The 23,863-nt window shown below is 40.9% G+C and carries 18 protein-coding genes; 16 read left to right on the top strand and 2 right to left on the bottom strand.

What is annotated here, in order from left to right; translation table 11 throughout:
• Positions 1 to 55: 55 nt before the first annotated feature.
• From CXF80_RS04265 to CXF80_RS04180, 16 genes are all read left to right on the top strand, one after another.
• Complete coding sequence (locus CXF80_RS04265) at positions 56 to 490, top strand: DUF2057 family protein (protein WP_101031553.1); 435 nt, start codon at positions 56 to 58, stop codon at positions 488 to 490.
• Positions 491 to 618: 128 nt separating this feature from the next.
• Positions 619 to 1,089: a MerR family transcriptional regulator gene (locus CXF80_RS04260; RefSeq protein ID WP_101031551.1), complete on the top strand. Its 471-nt coding sequence runs from the start codon at positions 619 to 621 to the stop codon at positions 1,087 to 1,089.
• Complete coding sequence (locus CXF80_RS04255) at positions 1,089 to 3,335, top strand: heavy metal translocating P-type ATPase (RefSeq protein WP_101031550.1); 2,247 nt, start codon at positions 1,089 to 1,091, stop codon at positions 3,333 to 3,335. The genes CXF80_RS04260 and CXF80_RS04255 overlap by 1 nt, the downstream gene beginning before the upstream one ends.
• Before the next feature lie 10 nt (positions 3,336 to 3,345).
• Entirely contained in the window at positions 3,346 to 3,696 is a 351-nt protein-coding gene (locus CXF80_RS04250) for a cupredoxin domain-containing protein (RefSeq protein WP_101031547.1), read from the top strand.
• A gap of 1,381 nt (positions 3,697 to 5,077) precedes the next feature.
• Positions 5,078 to 6,457 carry a TolC family protein gene (locus tag CXF80_RS04235; RefSeq protein ID WP_232772037.1) on the top strand — a complete coding sequence of 460 codons (1,380 nt, stop codon included), beginning with the start codon at positions 5,078 to 5,080 and terminating at the stop codon, positions 6,455 to 6,457.
• A 22-nt stretch (positions 6,458 to 6,479) separates the two neighbouring features.
• On the top strand, positions 6,480 to 8,171 hold the full coding sequence (locus CXF80_RS04230) for an efflux RND transporter periplasmic adaptor subunit (RefSeq protein ID WP_101031541.1): 1,692 nt from the start codon (positions 6,480 to 6,482) through the stop codon (positions 8,169 to 8,171).
• Positions 8,171 to 11,299, top strand: coding sequence for an efflux RND transporter permease subunit (locus tag CXF80_RS04225; RefSeq protein ID WP_101031539.1), 3,129 nt, complete (start codon positions 8,171 to 8,173; stop codon positions 11,297 to 11,299). The genes CXF80_RS04230 and CXF80_RS04225 overlap by 1 nt, the downstream gene beginning before the upstream one ends.
• 601 nt (positions 11,300 to 11,900) lie before the next feature.
• Positions 11,901 to 12,266: a hypothetical protein gene (locus CXF80_RS04220; RefSeq protein ID WP_232772036.1), complete on the top strand. Its 366-nt coding sequence runs from the start codon at positions 11,901 to 11,903 to the stop codon at positions 12,264 to 12,266.
• Between the two features lie 139 nt (positions 12,267 to 12,405).
• On the top strand, positions 12,406 to 12,921 hold the full coding sequence (locus tag CXF80_RS04215) for a DUF411 domain-containing protein (protein WP_101031535.1): 516 nt from the start codon (positions 12,406 to 12,408) through the stop codon (positions 12,919 to 12,921).
• The gene (locus CXF80_RS04210; protein WP_101031533.1) at positions 12,918 to 14,966 is read left to right on the top strand and encodes a copper resistance system multicopper oxidase; all 2,049 of its coding nucleotides are present in this window, start codon (positions 12,918 to 12,920) and stop codon (positions 14,964 to 14,966) included. The genes CXF80_RS04215 and CXF80_RS04210 overlap by 4 nt, the downstream gene beginning before the upstream one ends.
• A gap of 11 nt (positions 14,967 to 14,977) precedes the next feature.
• Entirely contained in the window at positions 14,978 to 15,691 is a 714-nt protein-coding gene (locus tag CXF80_RS04205) for a copper resistance protein B (protein WP_101031531.1), read from the top strand.
• A 50-nt stretch (positions 15,692 to 15,741) separates the two neighbouring features.
• On the top strand, positions 15,742 to 16,164 hold the full coding sequence (locus CXF80_RS04200; RefSeq protein ID WP_101031529.1) for a copper resistance CopC family protein: 423 nt from the start codon (positions 15,742 to 15,744) through the stop codon (positions 16,162 to 16,164).
• A 15-nt stretch (positions 16,165 to 16,179) separates the two neighbouring features.
• Positions 16,180 to 17,076, top strand: a complete 897-nt coding sequence (locus tag CXF80_RS04195; protein WP_101031527.1) for a copper resistance D family protein — start codon at positions 16,180 to 16,182, stop codon at positions 17,074 to 17,076.
• 27 nt (positions 17,077 to 17,103) lie between these two features.
• Positions 17,104 to 17,595 (top strand): YybH family protein, encoded by a 492-nt coding sequence (locus CXF80_RS04190; RefSeq protein WP_198554728.1) that lies wholly within the window; start codon positions 17,104 to 17,106, stop codon positions 17,593 to 17,595.
• A gap of 229 nt (positions 17,596 to 17,824) precedes the next feature.
• Positions 17,825 to 18,787, top strand: a complete 963-nt coding sequence (locus tag CXF80_RS04185) for a sensor domain-containing diguanylate cyclase (protein WP_101031525.1) — start codon at positions 17,825 to 17,827, stop codon at positions 18,785 to 18,787.
• Between the two features lie 260 nt (positions 18,788 to 19,047).
• Positions 19,048 to 19,716 carry a glutathione S-transferase gene (locus CXF80_RS04180; RefSeq protein ID WP_232772035.1) on the top strand — a complete coding sequence of 223 codons (669 nt, stop codon included), beginning with the start codon at positions 19,048 to 19,050 and terminating at the stop codon, positions 19,714 to 19,716.
• A 348-nt stretch (positions 19,717 to 20,064) separates the two neighbouring features.
• On the opposite strand, the gene CXF80_RS04175 is transcribed toward CXF80_RS04180, so the two are convergent.
• Together CXF80_RS04175 and focA are read right to left on the bottom strand one after the other, a co-directional pair.
• The gene (locus tag CXF80_RS04175; RefSeq protein WP_157822176.1) at positions 20,065 to 20,820 is read right to left on the bottom strand and encodes a hypothetical protein; all 756 of its coding nucleotides are present in this window, start codon (positions 20,818 to 20,820) and stop codon (positions 20,065 to 20,067) included.
• 603 nt (positions 20,821 to 21,423) lie between these two features.
• Complete coding sequence (focA, locus tag CXF80_RS04165; RefSeq protein ID WP_101031519.1) at positions 21,424 to 23,013, bottom strand: formate transporter FocA; 1,590 nt, start codon at positions 23,011 to 23,013, stop codon at positions 21,424 to 21,426.
• Positions 23,014 to 23,863: the final 850 nt, after the last annotated feature.

Raw genomic sequence — 23,863 nt, 5'->3', positions numbered from 1 at the left:
TTATAAAGATTTTTGTTGCTGTAATTAACAGCATCAACACTTAACGGAGTTCATCATGAAAAAATTTATTGCTATTTCACTTCTCTCTATCGTCAGCTCAGTATCAATGGCTGCAACTATCTCATTACCTGACAATTTAATTTTTACTGCGGTCGATGGTAAAACCGTACAAAACAAAAGCCAAATTGACATTTCACCTGGTCAACATTTAATTCAAATACAGTATTATGACGTGTTCAGACCTGGGGTAGATGATACTGATATCATTAAATCAGATGCACTATATTGGATCTATAATCTGGCTAAAGATGAAGATATTCAAGTGAAAACAAAAGAGGTTCTGTCCTCCACCAGTGCAAAGAACTTTATCAAATCACCCCTGATAACATTAGATCGCGCCAATATAAAAGGTGAAACCGTCAAGTTAGTTAATCACGAAGAGTTAATGGCTATCATCATGAAACAACATAGTAAAATGATGCAGCAGTAACCGTTAAATAATAGGGCACTCAAAATGTGCCCTATTATTTTAATATTCAAAACCTGCTTGACCTGTGTGTAAGACATAGGTTTATAGTCAAACTATCGTAACGATTAACGTTTACTTTAGGAGGCAGTATGAAAGTGAATCAACTTGCTAATGAATTAGGTATCACCGCCGACACAGTGCGCTTTTACACTCGTGTCGGATTACTTAATCCAAATAAATCTCCTGTTAATGGTTATAAAATATATGACCATAAAAATAAGTCTCGAATGCAATTTATCTTAAGTGCTCGCACGCTTGGCTTTTCCGTTGAAGAAATCAAAGTGATTTTTTCCAAGACCGATCATGGCGAAAGTGCATGTCAACTTGTACGAGCGCTAGTAAAACAAAAATTGGCTGAAACAGAAAAACAATTTAATGAAATGGTCAAATTAAGAACTAGGCTTTCAGAGGCCGTTGAAGAATGGTCAACCATGCCAGACAACTTGCCCACAGGAAATATGGTTTGTAATTTAATTGAGGCGACAAATCAAGCGGAAAGCACCACAGTAACCGCTACTCAGCAGGACAAGATGAAATTAACGTCAAAGGAGGTTAAGTAATGAATCAAAAAACAAACTCGCCTATGCAACTCAATATCCTCGGCGCCGGTTGCGCCAGTTGTGTTGGCAAAATTGAAAAAGCGATTAAAGCCGTGGACGGTGTTGATTCGGCAGACATGAATTTTGCCGACAGAACGGTACTTGTTACTGGTCAAGCTTCTGCTGAGTTGATTATAAAAGCGGTAGAAAGTGCCGGTTACAACGCGACACAAATACAGGCTGATTCAGCAGAAGATGCCATGGATGAAAAAGAACAGGCCGATTTACACTATTATAAAAGTTTATTGCGCCATACCATTATTGCGTTATCTGTTGGTATTCCACTGATGATTTACGGACTTTTCATCGGTAAAATGACGGTATCAACCCTATCTGAGCAAGTGGTGTGGGGACTGGTCGGTGTGGTTACTCTGGCCATTATGCTGATATCTGGTAGGCATTTTTATATCGGCGCATGGAAATCATTTTTAAACCATAACGCTAATATGGATACCCTTATTGCATTAGGTACGGGTACGGCTTGGATATATTCAATGCTTATTGTTGGATTTCCTGAATGGTTCCCCGAGATGGCAAGGCATGTTTACTTTGAAGCTACCGCAATGATTATTGGTTTAATTAATTTAGGCTTGGCGCTAGAAGTTAAAGCGCGCGGTAAAACCTCTGAAGCCATTAAGCGTCTTATTGGCCTGCAAGCCAAAACAGCTAGAGTTATCCGAGATGGAAAAGATGTCGATATCGATATTGCCAATGTATTACTCAACGATCACGTTAGAGTACGTCCAGGCGAAAAAATTCCAGTTGATGGTGTGGTTATTGACGGTAAAAGTACCATTGATGAGTCAATGTTAACCGGTGAACCAATGCCCGTTGAAAAAAGAGTTGATGACAATGTCGTCACTGGTACCTTAAATAAGTCAGGCTCAATCATATTTAAAGCCACTCGAGTCGGTAAAGATACGGCATTGGCGCAAATCATCAATATGGTCAAGCGCGCACAAAACTCTAAACCACCTATTGGCCGTTTGGCTGATGTGATATCGGCTTACTTTGTGCCAGCCATTATGATCATCGCCATTGTTAGTGCCATGGTGTGGTTTAACTTTGGACCAGAGCCATCGACCGTATTTGCAATTGTTTCCGCAACAACGGTATTAATTATTGCTTGTCCTTGCGCGTTAGGGCTAGCCACGCCAATGTCTGTCATGGTAGGCGTGGGTAAGGCCGCTGAATCGGGCGTGCTTATTCGTAACGGTGAAGCATTGCAAACAGCGTCAAAAATCACTGCAATGATTTTAGATAAAACGGGCACCATTACCGAAGGTAAACCCCAAGTCACCGATATTATTCTCGTCAATACCGACAGCGAAGAGCAGGTATTATCATTGGCTGCTGGGATTGAAAGTCACTCAGAACACCCACTAGCGCAAGCCATTGTTGAAAGTGCCAATGCCAGAGCAATTGAAATGACTAAAACAGAGCACTTTAATGCCATTTCGGGTAAAGGTGTTGAAGCCACGGTGGATGGGGAAATATTACTGTTTGGTAATCAAAAACTGATGCAAGACAAAAATATTGATATTGGTTTTAATGAAGCTAAGGCCCAAGTATTAGCAGAAGAGGCTAAAACACCTATGTATTTGGCGCTCGCAGGGCAGCTGCTTGCCATTATAGCCGTATCAGATCCCATAAAACCCGATTCGGTGGCTGCTATCGCGAGACTGAAACGTAATGGCATTAAAGTGATTATGTTAACTGGTGATAATAAAGCGACCGCAGCTGCAGTGGCTAAAAAAGTGGGTATTGATGACTTTTTCGCCGAAGTGATGCCTGAAGATAAAGCCAATAAAGTGGCCGAACTTCAACGTCACAATGAAGTGGTTGGTATGACAGGTGATGGGATTAACGACGCGCCAGCGTTGGCGTTAGCCGATGTTGGGTTCGCGATTGGTACGGGCACCGATGTTGCGATAGAAAGTGCCGATATCACCTTAATGCGCGGTTCACTTCATGGATTAGCCGATGCCATTGCTATTAGTAAAGCAACGCTGCGCAACATTAAACAAAACTTGTTTGGGGCATTTATTTATAACGCTGCGGGTATTCCCTTAGCGGCAGGAGTGCTTTATCCGGTATTTGGTATTTTGTTAAATCCAGTGATTGCAGGTGCTGCCATGGCTTTCTCATCGCTTACCGTAGTGAGTAACGCGAATCGATTACGTTTATTTAAAGCTAAAGAACACTAAGAGGCCCAATATGATTATTAATTTACTTTGTCTCGCGCTAATCGGTTTCATTGTTTGGTGGTTTTGGTTATACAAACCGTCAAATGAAGCCAGCGTTGATGCCACCACATCGATTCTGGTTAAAGATGGTGTGTATTCGCCAGCAAGAATTAATATTGCCGCCAATACACCGACTGAAATAACCTTTTTACGCCAAGATAAATCGGGGTGTTCAGCCACGGTATTGTTACCCGACTTAGAGATTAGTCAGGATTTGGCGTTGGATAAACCGACGACGATAGCATTACCTGCACTGGAAAAGGGCGAGTATCCGTTTCATTGTCAGATGCAAATGTATAAAGGGGTGTTGGTCGTTGAATAATCATATGGAGCCGACATTAATCCCTTAGGAGAAGGTGTTGTAATGATGAAAACAACAAAACCAGTCACTTATATCTAGTTGATTTTAGCCGTATGCCCATCACTGAGGCGGTTGGTAGTCAAGGGGTCTCGTCGACCTTATAAATTGGCTGTCGAGCTGGCATAAACCACCGCCAAGGTCTACAGTCAAACTGAGGTGAGATCTTTATAGATGCGTTTTATGCTGTAAATTACCGGTTGGCACCCCAGTCGATGAATAAACATGCATTCGGCTATGGAAAGAAACTATAGATGTATTTAATATCAAACGTTTACATTGCATATATAAGTCATTTCTACTTGATTTGTTACTTATAAATGTGACCTAGGTCAGGTTGTTTAACGTTAAAATTCATTACAATTAACTAAGATGATTTACGCTAGTTGAGTTTAAATTATTATCAGTAATATTGGAGTTATATTTTGGTTGGTAAGCGATTTATCACAGTAATCTTTATCTTGATGACATTTGTCAGCCAAGCTTTTGCGTCTGTGACTTTGCCATGCCCCTCTGATATGAACTCAATGCTAAGTCAATCTAATGTCATTACGACCGATACCAGTACTACTGCGACTAACACTTGTCATCATCAATTAATGTCTGACACTGATTTAGTTAACAAAACAACCAGTGATACTTTTGATTGTTGCGATAATCAATGTGACTGTCCTATGGGTAGTTGCTTTTCAATTGCGCTAGAAATAATGACAATTCAATCAGTAACGCTCTCAAATGTGAGTCGTTTTATACCTAGTTTGACTCAACATACCATCCCGCAATTCAACGTTTCTTTATATCGCCCTCCTATAATTATTAGTTAGCTAGGAATGGTTTGATCAATTTTCGATCATCTTTCCAATTCCGTTATTTTTTTAAAATAAATTAACGAGATATTACCTTTTTTCGAATTAATTTCGAGTATAGGTAACTAATTTGGAGGCTTTAGGTCTTTAATTTCCAAAAGGCTGGGTGGCATTTACGCCCCAAATTTTTTCATAGCAATTCTGTTACCGCTATTAAAAATAAAAAAGGGATTGAACTTCGTTATCGCTCTTGTTGTAACGCTATTTCAAAATATAACTCTGTTTTTTATGCATATGTCCCGGCAAAGTTTATCCAGCAAATTTTGCAACAAGCACATGCTGACCCTGTGTTTGGCTTGTCAGTTTCCGCAATGCCAATGGCAACGTCAGCAATGGACATTGGCGATAAATGTAGGCCATATCAAGTTTTATTACTTAAAAATGATGGTGCTAGCGAAGTTTATGTTGCTGACAATTAAAGTAAGAAACTGTGTCAGTGAGTATAAATTTACGGTCAATTCAAGTAAGGAGCAATACCAGTGATTAAAAGTAAAAACCATAGCAAAGAGTGGGTAATGGTTGGCTTAGGGCTATTAACCATGAGTAGCTTGACTGTTTTTGCAGAGCCGTCATCTCAAAAAACTGAAATACTTTCTTTTGAGCAAGCGATTAGCGTTGCGCAAAAGAACGACCCTTGGTTAAAAGGAAATCGCCACCAACAAAATGCTATTGAATCTTTAAGTATTGCTGCTGATACATTGCCTGATCCAAAAGTTTCTGTTGGTTTGGTTAATATGCCTACCGATAGTTTTAATTTTAATCAAGAAGGTATGACGCAATTTAAAGTCGGTATTAGCCAAGTGATCCCTCGAGGTGACACACTGGAACTCACCAGTCGTCAATTAAAGATCAAAAGCCAAGGGTATCCCTTTCAACGAGAAAACCGAGAAGCGCAAGTTGCGTTAACCGTGGGGCAATTATGGCTTGATGCTTATCGTGTACAACAAAGTGTTGCCTTAATTGAAAAAGATCGTTCGTTATTTTTACAATTAGTCGACATTACAGAGGCGAGTTATTCAGCTGCTTTAGGGCGAACCCGACAAACCGACATTGTTCGTGCGCAGTTAGAATTGACTAATCTAGATGCTCGTTTGGATGTGTTAGCACAAGAGAAAAATAAATTTGAAGGACAATTGTCTCAATGGTTAACTGATTATTTATCAGGGCTTGATGATTCACTATCGACTAATTTAGCACTGCACGACATTAATTTCGGCAAACAGATACCACAAATGGATTTGCAACAGAGTGAGCTAGTTTATGCTGATAAATGGCACAAGCCTGAACAATTAATAAGCCACTTTGCTCAGCACCCTGCGGTTGTCGCTTTAAATAAAAGAATTGAAGCGACTAAAACAGGCATTGCGTTAGCGAAACAGAAATACAAACCTGAATGGGGTGTTAACGCAGGCTTTGGTTCTCGCGGTGATGATCCTACTGGTAATAGTCGTGCTGATTTAATGTCTGTAGGGTTAACTTTTGACTTACCATTTTTTACGCAAAACAAGCAAGATCAAGATGTTAAGTCAGCAATATCACAAACTGAATCGATAAAAACTGAAAAGCTATTATTACTTCGTCAGTTGCTTAGTAACTATTCAACGGCCAAAGGACGTTTGTTACGACTTAATGATCAACAACGGCTTTATCGAGAAAAATTATTACCACAAATGTATGAACAAGCAGAAGCTTCTTTAACCGCTTATACCAATGATGACGGTGATTTTGCTGAGGTTGTTCGAGCTCATATCGAAGTACTCAATGCTGAAATTAGAATTTTAACCTTAGATGTAGCACAACAAAAAATTCTATTGGAATTAAATTATTTATTTATTGGTGCAAATAAAGCGACCCGATAAATTGCCAAATACGGAGAAAGACATGAGTTCAAGCAATAAATCCCAAATGAAGGGTGTAGTGATCGGTGCCGTAATTGGTGCTGTTGTAACATTAGGTGCCTATACTGCATTTGCGCCATCGGATCAGGCTAGTTCTGCGGGGGGCGAAAGTAGTGAACCTGCGAAGAAAAAACCTTTGTATTGGGTCGCGCCAATGGATGCTGATTATAAAAGTGATAAACCGGGTAAGTCGCCAATGGGTATGGAGTTGATCCCTTATTATGGCAATACTGGTGCTGGCCCTGATGAAGGAAAAGGCACCATTCGTATTTCCCCTGATGTTATTAATAACTTAGGGGTTCGTACCGTCAATGCAGCATACCAACCATTGCATATGCAAATCGATACTGTGGGTTATGTTGCCTGGGATCAAGATGCTTTAGTCCATATTCACCCGCGAGTAGAGGGCTGGGTTGAAAAACTTTACGTTAAAGCAATTGGTGACCCAGTTAAAAAAGGTCAACCTCTATATGATATTTATTCGCCTGAATTAGTAAATGCCCAAGAAGAATTATTATTGGCATTAGATCGCAGCAATCAACGTTTGATCACCGCCGCGGAAAATCGTTTAGTTTCGTTACAGATCCCGAAATCAGCCATTATTCAATTAAAGAAAACCAAAAAAGTTCAACAGAATATTACGTTTTATGCGCCACAACAGGGTGTCGTGAAAAACTTAAAAATTCGTGAAGGTTTCTTTATCCAACCAGGCTCAACTATGATGTCGATTGGCGATTTAGCTGAGGTATGGGTTGAAGCGGAAGTGTTTGAGCGCCAAGCCGGACAAATAAAAATCGGTACTCCTGTAACCATGACGTTAGATTATTTGCCGAGTAAAGAATATAACCTTAATGTCGATTATATTTACCCAACCTTAGACCCTAAAACACGCACAATGAAAGTAAGGATCCGTGTAGACAATAAAAATGGCGACTTTAAACCCGATATGTTTGCACAAATTAGTCTGCACACCTCGGGTGATGAAAGTGCGCTGTTAATTCCCAAAGAAGCCTTAGTGCGAACTGGCCACCAAGATCGGGTGGTATTAGCACTAGGTCAAGGTAGCTTTAAAGCCATTGAAGTTAACGTTGGCCGTTTTGATAGAGATAATGTGGAAATATTATCAGGCTTAGCCGCCGGTGAAAAAGTGGTTACCTCTGCACAATTCTTACTCGATTCAGAATCAAGCAAAACCTCTGACTTTAAGCGTATGAACCATGAACAAGCTAGCAAGGCTAGTATGGACATGGCTGGTAAGGACATGGCTGGTAAGGACATGGCTGGTAAGGACATGACTGGTATGGACATGGAAGGTACGGATCATGGCTCAATGGAAGGTATGGATCATGGCTCAATGGCAGATATGGATCATAGCTCAATGGCCGGTAAGGATATGAAAAAACAGATACCTTCAGCCATGGTTAACGGTACCGTTAAATCAGTCATGGTTGCACACCGAATGGTGAATGTTGACCGAGAAGCTATTGTCGATTGGGATCGTCCTGCCGCTAATGTTGATTATATTGTCAGTGAAGATGTCGATATGACGTTATTTACCGAAGGTGCTTACGTGATGTTTACCTTTGAAATTCGAGAGGGTGACTTTGTTATTGTTAGCGCCATGGCAATGGCGGCACCTGAAGGTTCAGTTAACGAACAAGGCGAGGGTCAATAATGATAGCTAATATTATTCGCTGGTCTATTGTAAATAGATTTTTTGTGATGCTAGGCACATTGGTCATTATGGGGTTTGGCATATATTCAGTCAAAAACACCCCGATAGATGCCTTACCGGATTTATCCGCTGTGCAAGTTATTGTCAAAACATCTTTTCCAGGCCAAGCGCCACAAGTGGTAGAAGATCAAGTCACTTATCCGTTAACAACGGCAATGTTGTCGGTGCCGGGTGCGGAAACGGTTCGGGGTTATTCATTCTTTGGTGACTCATATGTGTATGTTATTTTTGATGATGATACCGATATGTATTGGGCGCGTTCTCGGGTGCTTGAATATTTAAGCCAAGTAGCGCCAGATTTACCGGCGGCGGCTCGTCCACAACTAGGACCTGATGCCACCGGTGTAGGTTGGGTTTATTTATACTCGCTAGTGGATAGAACAGGTAAACATGATTTAAGCCAATTACGCTCTTTACAAGACTGGTTTTTAAAGTATGAACTACAAACGGTAGCGGGTGTTTCTGAAGTTAGTACTCTTGGCGGTATGGTTAAGCAATACCAAGTACAAGTTAATCCGGATAAATTACGTGCCTTTGGTTTTTCGCTTTCTCATATTCAAAAAGCTATTAAACGTGGTAACCAAGAAATTGGTGCTTCGGTAATTGAAATGGCAGAAGCTGAATATATGCTGCGCGCTACCGGTTATATTGAAAGTGTTAAAGATTTAGAGAGTATTCCCTTAGGTGTTAACGATGATGGCACGCCAATATTGCTCAAAGATGTGGCAGACATTGGTACTGGTCCACAAATGCGCCGTGGTATTGCCGAACTTAATGGTGAAGGCGAAGTCGTTGGCGGCATTGTGGTCATGCGTTTTGGCGAAAATGCACAAGATGTTATCAACCGTGTTAAAGCAAAGCTTGAGAAATTAAAAAATGGTTTGCCTGAAGGGGTCGAAATTGTCCCCGTGTATGATCGTTCTTCATTGATCGAACGTGCAGTTAATAATTTAGGTTTTAAATTACTGGAAGAATTTGCAGTAGTTGCACTGGTTTGTATGGTGTTTTTATTTCATGTGCGCTCAGCATTAGTGGCCATTGTTAGTTTACCTATCGGTATTTTAATGGCCTTTATTGTTATGCATGCCCAAGGATTGAACGCCAATATTATGTCATTAGGGGGTATTGCCATTGCGATCGGTGCGATGGTTGATGGTGCTATTGTAATGATAGAAAATATGCATAAACATATGGAACGAACACCGCTCACTAAACAAAACCGATGGCAAATTGTGGCAGATTCGGCTGCGGAAGTTGGGCCCGCATTATTTTTCAGTTTGTTGATTATCACAGTCAGTTTTATGCCAATATTTACCTTAGAAGCACAAGAAGGTAAAATGTTTGCTCCATTAGCCTTTACTAAAACGTATGCGATGGCGGCTTCAGCGATTTTAGCTATTACTTTAGTGCCAGTATTAATGGGTTACTTTATTCGCGGTAAAGTGTTACCTGAGCATAAAAATCCGATAAATAGATTCTTGACTGCCATTTATATGCCGGCATTAAAAACCGTTTTGAATTTCCCTAAAACAGCCATATTTATTGCGCTGTTATTACTGGGTGTTGGTGCGTATCCGCTTGATAAAATTGGCAGTGAATTTATCCCTCCATTAGATGAAGGTGATATAATGTATATGCCAACCACCTATCCATCATTATCTATTGGTCAAGCACGGCAGTTACTACAGCAAACCGATAAGTTGATTAAAACAGTACCCGAAGTTAAAACCGTATTTGGTAAAATTGGTCGTGCCGAAACGGCAACAGACCCGGCACCTCTTACTATGATCGAAACCTTTATCCAATTAAAGCCGCATGAGGCGTGGCGAGAAGGCATGACGACAGCAAAATTGATCAAAGAGTTTGATGCTTTAGTTAAATTGCCAGGGTTAACCAATGCTTGGGTGATGCCGATTAAAACTCGTATCGATATGTTAGCAACGGGTATTAAAACCCCCGTGGGTATTAAAGTGGCTGGCGCTGATTTAAATGTTATTCAAGGCATAGGTAAACAGCTTGAAGAAATTTTAGCAAAGGTTCCTGGTACTGCCTCGGTTTATTCTGAGCGTGTTTCGGGTGGTCGTTATGTAAAAGTTGATATCCAACGAGAAAAAGCAGCGCGTTACGGTTTAAATATTGCTGATATTCAGCAAGTTGTTGCAACCGCTATTGGCGGCATGAATATATCTCAGACCGTTGAAGGATTAGAGCGATATCCCATTAACCTACGTTATCCGCAAGATTACCGTAATTCACCTGAAAAATTAGCCGCAATGCCGATAGTCACACCCAATGGTCAACGAATTCCGCTAGGTGATGTTGCCAACGTCTATGTTGAAGATGGCCCTCCAGCCATTAAAACTGAAAATGCTCGTTTAAATGGTTGGTCGTATGTTGACATTGAAGGCATTGATATCGGGACTTATGTTGAAAATGCACAAAAAGTGGTTAATGAAAAATTAGTATTGCCAGCAGGTTACTCAATCAAATGGGCGGGTCAATATGAATATATGCAACGTGCAAAAGCGAAATTAATGTATGTAGTACCGTTAACCTTAGCGCTTATCGTTTTCTTGCTTTACTTAAATTTCCGAAATGTAATTGAAGTATTGATGATTATGGGTACTTTGCCAATGGCAATGATCGGCAGTGTTTGGTTAATGTACATTGAAGGTTATAATTTTTCGGTGGCAGTCAGTGTTGGTTTTATCGCCCTGGCGGGGGTCACGGTTGAGATCGGGGTAATTATGTTAGTTTACCTAAATCTTTCGTACCGAGAGATGTTAAAAGATCACCAGGAAAAAGGGTTATCTACTAATCGTGATGATGTCTTTAAAGCGGTATTAGAGGGTGCAGCTTTGCGTATTCGCCCTATTATGATGACCGCGGCGGCCATTATTGCCGGCTTACTACCGATTTTATATGGTACAGGCACTGGTTCTAAGGTAATGAGTCGTATCGCTGCTCCTATGGTGGGCGGCATGGTAAGTTCGGTAATTTTAACCTTGTTAATACTGCCCGCGTTATTTTTCTTGTGGCGTGCTTCAGGATTAAAAAAAGCAGACTAGTGTAGGTGGGGGGTTAACCCCCATTTGGTTAGATACTAATAAATAACAGTCAATACCCGTCTACAATATTTTATAGGCGGGTCATTTATTTACGTTATACCCAAGTGAATTTTAAAATACGTTGAGTTTATTTGGCTATAAAAATAATAAGGGTAAGGGAAATAGATGAATGTCGGTCTCTTGAGCAGATCATATAAGGACTGGCCAGACGCCAATATAGCTTTGGCTATCGGCTATCCAGCCACTCTTTCATGCTATTTATCTGAGCCTTGCAAAATGTTACTCAAGCTCACGATGCCGGTCCTTGTTAGGTGATGAGCAGAATTGCCGCAGCAATGGTGGGCTGAATGGTTAGTGCAATAATACTGACTCTATTAATTGTTACTGTTGTGTTTTTTTATGGCGTCGTCATCAATTAAGCCATAAGCAAGGATATTTTTTTGTTATACTCATCGTAATATAAATTATTGATTAAATTGATATTAAACTAATGTCGGTATATTGTGTTTGTAACGATTTTAATGATTATATTGAATAAGTTTACATTGCTTAAGCTAGCACTTTTCACTATGATCAATACAAAGTAATTGGAGAATCTATTTTGCATAAAGCCCGCTTAATCATGATGTTTGTCTTACTGACGTTTGTCGGTCAGACTTTTGCGTCTGTGATTGTGCCAGGTAATATGCCAATGAGCTCAATGACTTCTTCGAATATGCCTGTAGATAATGGCAATCCATGCCACGATGTGAGTATGCAAGTGGCTATGACAGGTGATAATGCTGTTGATGATTGCTGCGCCCAAGCTTGTCATTGCACTGTCGGTTCATGCTTATCTGTTGGTTTAACGATGGCAATGCCAACCCTTAAATCATACGTCAACTTATTCAATTCTACTGCTATGTTTACCTCAGCACTTATGCCTCAGTATCGATCTTCTTTATATCGTCCTCCTATATTTGCCTAACATAGGCACAGTTATATCTTTTTATTGCTAACTGTCCTAACCAATCATGTGTTTTCTATTTGTTTAACTATTATCGGTTAACAAACTAACATTGAACCGTGTTGTTCAATGTTACGAAATTTGATTTGGAGGCAATATTATGTCTGCTACACATCACAACTTAGTCGTGTTTTATCGTGTTATTGGATCTATTCTTATGATGCAAATAATGGGATTAACGTTATCTGTCCAAGCAGCGGAACTCGACACCACAGCCCCATTACTCACTGTCTATAAAGATGCCAATTGTGGCTGCTGTGAGAAATGGCTGACTCATATTAGTGAGCGCGGATTTAGTGTTAACGCCCACAATATTGACAACCTTTATGAGTTTAAACAATCAAAGGGTATTCCTACATCTATGCAATCTTGTCATACCGCAGTGTCATCTCAAGGTTATGTGTTTGAAGGCCATATTCCGGCAAAATTTATTAGTCGTTTTTTGGCAACACCACCTAAAGATGCTATCGGCCTAACCGTGCCGGCTATGCCTGTGGGTAGTCCTGGTATGGAGTACCAAGATAAATTTATGCCATACCACGTTTTACTGATGAAAACCGATGGCAGTAGCCAAGTTTACGCCCAAGTGAATACTCTTGAGGAGTCTGTAAAATGAAATCTCAATATATGATAAAGCCAATTATTCAAACCATAGATAATGAACCTAACAATAGCCGACGTCGGTTTGTGTTTGGGGCTTCCGCCATGCTGGCCTTGATGTCGATCCCTTTTGCTAAAAATGCCTTTGCCAATGCGTTGAGCCAATCTTTGACTCAACTCTCTGGCAAAGTGTTCGACTTATCAATTGACTATAAAATGGTTAATTTTACCGGAAAATCTGCTCGTGCCACGGTGGTAAATCAATTACTACCGGCTCCGTTATTGCGTTGGAAAGAAGGCGAGACGGTCACATTAAGAGTGAAGAATAATCTGGACCATGATAGCTCTATTCACTGGCACGGTATTATTTTACCTACCGAAATGGACGGTGTCCCAGGTTTTAGTTTTGATGGTATTAAACCGGGTGAAACATTCGAATATCAATTTACCGTTCACCAAAGCGGCACATATTGGTATCACAGTCATTCAGGATACCAAGAACAAACGGGTTTATACGGTGCCATAGTGATCGATCCTGCCACACCCGATCCGGTCATATATGACCGTGAATATGTGGTGATGCTGTCTGATTGGTCAGATGAAGAACCTGAAAACATTTATGCCAAATTAAAAAAACAAGCTGATTATTATAATTATCGTGAACGTACGGTAATGGATTTTTTCTCTGACGTTAATAAAAATGGTTTAGCCAATACCTGGAACGCACGTTCAATGTGGAATACTGCGCGTATGAGTGACCGAGATATTTCTGATGTTACCGGTTCAACTTATACCTACCTAATGAACGGAAATCCTCCAGAACAAGGCTGGCAAGCGTTGTTTCAACAAGGCGAAAAGGTTCGATTACGCTTTATTAATAGTGCTGCGATGACCATATTTGATGTGCGTATACCGGGTATTAAAATGACGGTTGTCGCCAGTGATGGTCAGAACATTCAGCCTGTTTCTGTGGATGAATTTCGAATTGGCGTCGCCGAAACCTATGATGTGGTAGTTGAACCAGAGGTCGATAATGCCTACTGTATTTTCGCTCAAAGTATTGATCGAACAGGCTTTACTATAGGTAATCTCACCTCAAACCCCAGTCTATATGCCTCTATCCCCAAAATGGACCCTGCACCAATACTTGGACATAGTGATATGGGCATGGATATGAGTGGTATGGATCATAGCAAAATGGCCATGGATGCGGGTGATATGCAAGGCATGGATCACAGCGAGATGGCCATGGATGCAGGTGATATGCAAGGCATGGATCACAGCAAGATGGCCATGGAAGCAGGGGATATGCAAGCCATGGATCACAGCAAAATGGGCATGGATGCGGGTGATATGCAAGGCATGGATCACAGCAAGATGGCAAAGGATGCGGGTGATACGCAAGGCATGGATCACAGCAAGATGGCAAAGGATGCAGGTGATATGCAAGGCATGGATCATAGCAAAATGGCCATGGGCGCTGGCAAAACAGCCTTGTCAGACTTAGGACTTGCTGGCTTTGGCAGTAACAATGAAATTAAACACATTGATACCGAATTTGGTCCACAAGTGGATATGCGAGCCGATGCGCCTCAAAGTGGCTTACAGGATCCCGGCATTGGATTACGTGACCATAAACAGCAGTTAAACCGCAAAGTATTAACCTACGCCGATATTAAAGGCTTACATCCTACTTACGACAAGCGCCAACCCAGTCGTGAAATTCAACTGCATTTAACTGGCAATATGAACCGTTATATGTGGTCCGTTAATGGGGTGAAGTTTATGGACGCCGCGCCATTAGAGTTTGAATACGGTGAAAGACTGCGGATCACTTTAGTTAACGACACTATGATGACTCATCCTATTCACCTACATGGTATGTGGAGTGAGTTAGAGACTGGCGATCCTGATTTCATCCCACGTAAACACACTATATTAGTTCAGCCAGGCTCTAAAATTAGTTACTTAGTTACAGCGGATGCGATAGGGCAATGGGCATACCACTGTCATTTGTTATTCCACATGCCAGGCATGTTCAGAAGAGTGGTCGTTAAATAGGGGGTATAAATATGAATAAAGTTAATTTAATTGTCTTTGGGCTATTGAGCCTTAGTAGCACATTCGCCAGTTCATTTGTATATGCAGGTGGTAATGATGATCCCTTATTAGCCAAAGTGATGCTTGACCAACTTGAGAGAGGGGTTGATCCACAAGAGGCAACACAATTTTCTGCACAAGCTTGGCTAGGTTACGACTTAAATAAACTGTGGCTAAAAACCGAAGGCGAATATTTAAATAGTGACGAACAAGACCTTGAAATTCAAGCCCTTTACAGTCGGCCTATTGCGCCATATTGGGATATACAGCTAGGTGTTAAAACCGATATTAAACCATCGCCTACCCGTAATTGGGCCGTCATTGGTGTTCAAGGTTTAGCGCCGTATTTTTTTGATATTGATGCTGCCTTGTTTGTTAGTGAAGAAGGCCGTACGGCCATGCGCTTGAGTGCAGAATATGAACTGTTAATTACTCAACAACTGATACTCAGTCCAGAAATTGAAGTGAACTTATTTGCTAAAAATGACGCAGAGCTTGGGATCGGTTCTGGCGTATCAGACGTGAGCGCAGGGCTACGGCTGAGATACGAAATAATTCGAGAATTTGCTCCATATATTGGTGTCGATTGGCGCAAAAAGTTTGGAAATACAGCAGATTACGCCCGAAATGAAGGGGAAGATACACAAGAAACACAGTTGGTTATTGGGTTTAAAGCTTGGTTTTAAGCCATTATTTAAGTACGTTTTTCGATAGTTAAAACACAAAAGGAAATATTATGAAGTTATTTAACAGCGCTTTAGTTGCAACCGGTCTATTTTTGAGCGGATCCGCATTGGCTCATGTCGGGTTGAGCGATTCTGTGCCCGCTAACGGAGCCATGGTGAGTCAGGCCCCAACAACACTTGAACTGACCTTTACTGCTCCCGTGCGTTTGGTCAAGTTGACAATGCAAGATGAAAAGCAGCAAAGCATACCACTAACATTACCATCAAGCGCGACCAGCCAAGAGACGTTTTCATTCGCCCTACCAGCATTGAGCGCAACTAACTATACGGTAAATTGGATGATCATGGGTGACGATGGCCATAAGATGAAAGGCAACATGAGCTTTATGCTGCACAATGCTGGCATGAACACTCACAGTGCAACACCTATGTCGATGGATCACGACACAAAAGAGCATACTGAACATCAATAATTGGATACGTAAATCATGATATTAACCGTATTTGAAATATCGGTATTGATGTCAAAATGGGTTATATATCTTAGTGTTGCCGCCGTTATTGGCGGCACATTGATGCAATATCTCATTAAGGCTCAACCCAATCTCAGATTTAGCGTTGCAAAATATATTGGCTTAGGTGCCGTTTTTGGATTGATTGCCGTTAGTGTAAATTATTTTGCTCAAGTAGGGTCTTTTGCTGAAACTGGATTGATGGGGATGTTTGATGCGCAGATGCATGCTTTCCTATGGCCAACTCAAGTAGGTAAAACAGTCTTTTGGCGTTTAATTGGTTTTGGTTTAATGCTATTAGCAAGCTACACGATGTTGAGTAAAAACAATAATACTAGGCATTTTTCGGTTGCAATATCTATCATCAGCAGCCTGTTAATTGCCGTTACGTTTACTTTTATTGGACACAGTACCGAACTGGGATTGGTTGCTCAAGGCTTAATACTGATACACGTATTGATCATTGGCAGTTGGATAGGCGCCTTCTATCCGTTATGGAAACTATGCAATATCGATGACAACATTGTCATACAAAATGTCATGGATACATTTGGTCGTATAGGCATAGGGATTGTCATTCTAGTGTTGCTTTCAGGCATGGGAATGGTGTGGATGTTGTTTGATAGTCCCACTGAATTACTCAGTTCAGATTATGGTATAGCGGTCACCATCAAGCTAAGTTTAGTCGCTATAATTTTGCTTATTGCGGCTTGGCATAAATTTATTTTAGTGCCGAATTTAACTATTTTTACAGCACCACTCGCCAAACGAAAGCTACAAAAATCGATTGGATTAGAAGCATTAGTTGCCCTGATTATATTAGCCACAACAGCAATACTTTCGAGCGTGCTAGGTCCTATTAGCCTTGGATAATCGCTATAAATTAACAGAGAGATAATAATGAAAAATAGACCTGTAACAATATTATTAACGGGCTTGATATTACTTATATCGACAGGGAACAGCAACTTAACGTTTGCCCATGGTGATGAAACTCACGCCATTGAGAAAAGTGAGTTTGTCGGTGTTGATTCAGCTGCGGGTAAGGTCGTTAAACAGTTTCATAATGCCTTACAAACAGGGAATGAAACCCTTATTAGGCAATCATTAGCTGAAAACGTCCAAATTTTTGAGGGCGGCAAAGTAGAACGATCACTTGCTGATTACGCCAGTCATCACATGCATGCCGATATGGCTTACTTAAAAAATTTATCGATTACGCCTAAAGAACATCAAGTTACCATAACGGGTGACATCGCCATTTCGACTGCAATCAGTCACGCACAAGGAGAATATAAAGGTAAAAGTATTGATTCAATAACCATGGAAACCCTGGTATTAGTCAAGCAAGTTGATGGTAGTTGGAAAATTACCCACGTGCACTGGTCGTAAAGGTACAGATTTCATTATGTAGATAAAGGATTATCTTGAGCTACTTTGTCGGTGCTCCCAAGCAAACCACAATGACTCATATCATGCTGAGGCATGATACTTTATGGAAAAGGACTTCCAATTTTTACTATTGATTTATAGTGACCTAATGTAAATGCGTTGGGATAATTATTCGCGTACGAATTTACTGATATACTTAAATTGAGTATACAAAATTAAGCGGATCACTATGATTAAACCAGAAGTTCCAAAGAATGAAGCAGAGCGATTACATGCGTTGAGAGCATTAAAAATTCTTGATTCTTCGCACGAAGAGCGTTTTGATCGTGTTACTCGTATGGCTAAACGTATGTTTAACGTATCCATTTCACTTGTTAGCTTTGTTGACGAAGATCGCCAATGGTTTAAATCCAAGCAGGGAATTGATGCTTCCGAAACGCCTCGCGATATATCCTTTTGTGGACATGCCATTAATCAAGATGGATTATTTATCATTCCAGACGCCTCAAAAGATGAACGTTTTTTTGACAATCCTCTTGTTACAGATGCTCCAAACATTCGATTCTATGCCGGTTATCCTTTAAATCTTAGGCAAGGAATAAATATAGGTACTTTATGTCTTATTGATTCTAAACCTAAAATCCTTAATGAAGAAGACCAGCAGTTGCTTAAAGACTTAGGGACTATGATTGAGCAAGAAATTGAATCTATTCAACTTGCTACGTTGGATGAATTAACCTTGATTTCTAATAGGCGCGGTTTTTTGACTCTGGTTAATCATAGTTTAAAAATGTGTCGACGTAATAAAGTGCCAATGTCATTTATATTATTTGACCTAAACAAATTTAAGGCCATTAATGATGAGTATGGCCACCATGAAGGCGATTTTGTCTTAACCACGTTTGCAAACATAATGCTTGATTCATTCCGTGAATGTGACGTGATCGGTAGGCTGGGTGGAGACGAGTTTGTTGCGATGCTCAGTGACTCTGACGGGGTAAAGGCTGATTTAGCGTTAGCGCGATTTTCTGCCGCGGTGAAAAGGGTAAATGAAACCTTAAATAAGCCATACCAAATTGAGTACAGTGCAGGTGTAATGCATTTTGAACATGATACGGATAAGTCAATAGAAGAGATGATCCAAGATGCGGATGCAGCAATGTACGAAAACAAAAGAGGTAAGGTTGGATAGATTGATAGGGGCTCGTGACGATAAAACATATTTTATTGAACAATGATGTCTAGTCAATTTTATAAGCTCAGCAGACGAACCAACATCATTAATATGAAATGATATTGCTCTGCTGATCAGTCGAGTGCTGATCAGTCAATATTTAGTTCCAGGGTTATATCGTGACGTTAGAAATTTAATAGGGGGTGAGGCTATTATGCGTATATTTTGCTAATGAATATCGTTAAAGTAAATAATTCCAATCGGCGAATTGAGCGACGATGAACGAAAAAATGGCATTACCTGTACTCTATTCTTTAAGAAATTGCCCCTACGCGATGCGGGCTAGATTGGCCATTTATGCATCTGGCCAACAAGTTCAGCTGCGCGACTTAGTGTTAAGTAATAAACCGGCTGAGATGCTGAACCTTTCGCCCAAAGGTACAGTCCCTGTTTTAGTCACCGCAGATAACCTCGTCATTGATGAAAGTCTATCCATCATGCAGTGGGCATTTTCGCAAACAGACCCTGATGATTATCTTAATAAAGCAGCGCCGAACGCTATTACTGATATGTTGGCTGTTATTGCGCGATTTGATAATGAGTTTAAGGGACATTTAGAACAGTATCGCTGCGCTAAACGTTACCATGAGCCGTCACTCATCAAAGTTAGGCAGCAGTGTGAACGATACCTTGCTGATTTAGAGTCACGCCTTTGCCTGCACCCATATTTAATGTCTGACACCCCCAGTTTAACTGATTTGGCATTAATGCCTTTTATTCGTCAGTTTGCCCGAGTAGAGCGGCAATGGTATTTACAATCTCCCTATCCCAAATTGCGCCAGTGGCTTAATCACTATTTACAGAGTCGAATGTTCAGCAAGGTAATGGCGCAATATCCAATGTGGTTAGACTCAAAAGAAGACGTTGTTTTTGGAGACAGTCTGTAGCGTTGGCTCGGTCATTTAATCAGGGCTCTATTGTTACAGACTCGTTATCAATGTCTTTGATATTGCCCAATCTATTTTGAATTGCAAAGTAAACGGATTTTGCAAGATAATGAATTAACATTTGCCTTTAGCCCGATTAACCATTTCATATCTTCAAACTTGGCAATAAATTGGATGTCAGCTAAAACGGTGATGAAGGATGGCAAGTGTTTGAAATCTAGACTTTTGGATTAGAATAATGAACTGATGCGATCAACTCAATCTGTATACAACAGGCAGTATAATGATGAAGGGTATAACGCATATTTCATTTTTGAAGACCCCACCTGAGTGGGGTCTGCGATTCTCCTACATGGAAAGATCTTCACGCCATTCGTACAAGGCGTAGTGAGTCGACTCAAAATGGGATGCCCAGCGTTCTAAAGTCTGTTTGGCTTTATCTTCGCTACCCAAATGCATTGCCAACATTTTGGCAAAACCAGTCTCAGGAGGTTCCATCTCGGCATAACTTTTATAAGGCACGGCTAACATAAGCACGCTGGCGCCACCAACACTAGACTCCCACGACCATGAATAAGGCCATTTTTGTACTTTTGCCGCCTCACTCAATATTTTTTTGTCTTCTTCCATTGCGCGCCAGTGACCTTGCTTCACCGTATAGTGCGTTACCCCCACATATTTATAGGTTAACTCATCTGCCCATTTACTATTGTCCATGTCCATCATCGAAAAATAGTGTTCATATTTATCGACTAATTTATCGACATTTTTTTGCCAATCGGTCATGGGATCTTTATCTTCACTCCACTGGCGATATTCGTCAAAACCTTGCCAGCCAAAGCAGCAAGAACGAATAACGTAACGGTCTAACTCATCTCCTAACACAGGCACATAAACGCGCCAGCTGCGAGGATCATTGAGTTCAGCTCGACGTGCCACATGTTTTTTGAAGGCCTGTTCAAATTCCATAGACTTTCCGTCTTTGGGCGTCATTATCCAAGAATCTGACAAGCTTTCTTTGGCCCACGCCAAAGGAGGCAGCAGCATGCCCCCTACGATGAGGGCGATGAATAGAGATGGAAACCATCTTTTCTGTATATTCATTTGTTGGTTCCTTAAGAAGTTAATAACAGCAAAGCGAGTATCAATACGCAGCAGATTACAACTTTTGAAACGTATCCTGTCGATTAAAGATAGCAGGTTGAAAAATGACCAGCCGGAGTGAGTTAGACTAAATTAATATAATCATGCTGAATTATGGAGGGATTGGTTATATGCTTTAATGTTATTGACCTATATGTTCTTAAGGACTGGTAGCGGAAATACGTTAGCCAAATTAGTTGCCACTTTTACCATTATTATTAATTTTTTAGCCGCGTTGTTAGGCCAAAATTCGCAAAAAAAGTCAGCGAGCTCGCACAATTAAGTCCATTAATTAATGGACGCTACTAGGCTGTTATTGAGTCGCACTAAAAATCAAATATATCGGTCATGGTAAGGGGGAATCCAGTCTCAGACTTTACTGCTCGTTGACATCAAGACCCGCTAATCTATTTTGCATATAAAAAGGCTAGCGATAACGCTAGCCTTTTATTGGCATACCTAACCTCAACTCGGGACAAGATAAGTAAACAACTGTTTTAGAAGCGTTTATTATCTAAAACTAAAGTTACCTAGGCAACGTGTTAGTTCGATCTTGTTACCATACTATGCTACTGATTGTTGCTCAACAGGATGTGAAATACCATCGTGCTTTGGGCTATAAAGCTTCGAGAACATCTGCATCAGCGCTTCGCGACGGATAACCCCACATAAACGACCATGCTCAACCACTGGGTAATTACTTGGTACCGTCGCAGATGCATCACGCAAGCGCTCTTCATAGCTCTGGTAGCCACCGCTGATATACATGCCCGAATCCGTCACAGGAAATAGTTTTTTCTTATCAACCACCATAAACTCCAGCAGTTGAGCAATTTTATCTGTAGGCGCCACGGTGAGCATCTTGGTTTGCATGATATCTTTCACTGAAATCGGCAAATCGGAAGCAAACTCCTCAGACCAAAGTGAGCGAATTAGATCTTGTTCCGACACAAATCCTAATAGCAGATTATCATTGTCGACCACTGGCGCACTGCGAAGGTTGTCTTTCGATAACAGCGTAAGCGCCTGATAAATAGTAGTATCAACTGAAAGGGTGGTCGGTGAGTTGTCCATTAATTCACTAACGATAAGTTTTTGGATTTTATTTTTCATGGCTAAGTCCTCTTGACTTGGTTGATATTGAGTTTGTGAAGCATTACTTGAGTGTTGAAACTGTTCTGATATTGACTCGTTTTGTGCGTGGCCTTGTGTAATAGGATTAATGTGTAGCGATGGCACCTCGTCAGTTACTTTTGCATTGGTGTTATCTATCCAAAAATAACCTAGGCCTACAAATACCGCGCCCCCTAGAATGTTGCCCAGCGTCACCGGAATAAGGTTATGAAGTACAAAATTACTAATAGTAAGGTCCGCAAAAACTTGTGGCATGACTCCCAAAGCAATGAAGTATTCATTCCCCGCAAAGTTTTGAATGGCAATACCGAGTGGCACCATAAATAAGTTGGCAATACTATGCTCAAAGCCGCTGGACACGAACATCGCAACCGGCAATATAAGCAGTAACGATTTAGCTAAAGCGTCTTTGCAACTAAAGGTCATCCAGACACCTAGGCACACGAGCAAGTTACATAAGGTTCCAAGGGCAAAAGCCTGACTCCAATCATGGTGGATCTTGTGTTGTGCAACATGTAGTGCATTGAGCCCCCATTCATTGCCATCCATGGCATACATTTTCGACATCATTACCAATACCAGTATCAGCATTGCGCCACAGAGATTGCCTAAATACACGCGCATCCAGCAACCAAGCAACTGCTTGGTCGTAACCCGTTTTTGTGCCCAGGCAATGGCGCTTAATACGGTACTGGTAAATAGTTCGCCACCAAGGACAACAACGAAAATGAGTCCTAGGCTAAAAGCGATACCACCACTAAATCTAACTAAGCCCCAAGAGCTCTGTGCTGAACCCGTCGTAACCGTAAGATAAAAGACAAATGCCAGCGCAATGAATGCACCTGCAAATACAGAGAGAGCAAATGACTGTCCAAAGTGCTTAGTGACTTTAGCTTGTCCATATTCAGCCGCTTTTTCAAAAGGACTCATAACAGCTGATTTATCAACCACGGCGAGATGACTTATCTGCCTTGCAGTTAATAGTTGTGGGTTCGCCCCTTGGGCGTCAGCCCCTCTCATAACGCCTTCCACAACGTATTACTGACGCCAAAGGGAGGGGGGTTCACATATGCTATATACATTGATAACTCCTTGAATGTGTTTGTTGAGTTGTTAGTGCCAGTTCAGAATACAGAATAAAATGCAAAGAAATATTGAGACTTTTTTAGGTAATGTATCAATTAAATTGATAGCGCAATTGACACTGTTTTGGCTTTTTGGGCTAGGCCAATTCGACAAATGCTCATGAATGAAAATACATACGCTGACTTCACAATAATGATAGATATGAGACCACACGCGCCCTCAAACCTAGCCATAGCGTGAAAACAAAAAATTGATACTAGGTATCAACTTTTCAGGCCGCAGAAGGGGGGTTGGTTTTAAGATAATTTAATAAATAAAAATATTGTGCGTGCTTAACATCCAAACGGCCTAAATGGCATATCATTCACCTGTTATTGCAACATTAAGGCTGGTTCCGCCAGTGTCAGAAATCAACAGATTAGGCAAAAGTTGTAAAACCGAATGATAAAACCCGAAACCATAAGGGTGGATCATTAATTGATTTGAAACGATAAGACTGGATCATAATAAGACATAATCCCTAAACGCAAACTGGTAAATAAATAGGCCTATTCGTGCCAAAATAGAAGTCACCCCTAAAACCTGAGATCACGCCAGTATTTAAGGACGTAGTTAATCTGCTATCTTGCGGCTCACCGCGTCGGGTTAAATACCCTTGGCCAGATCGAGCTTGTAAAGTAGCGATAACAGGATGAGAAGATGAGATGTTTTGCACCTTAGTGCGCAGCCTATTGCGAGCATAGGGCACTTGCTTATGTCGTAAAATCCATATCAGCATGGCGAG

The sequence above is a fragment of the Shewanella sp. Actino-trap-3 genome (assembly GCF_002836275.1).
In the GTDB taxonomy this organism is placed as follows: Bacteria; Pseudomonadota; Gammaproteobacteria; order Enterobacterales; family Shewanellaceae; genus Shewanella; species Shewanella psychromarinicola.
The sequence above is the reverse complement of the archived record's forward strand: the minus strand, read 5'-3'. Positions and strand labels throughout refer to the sequence as shown.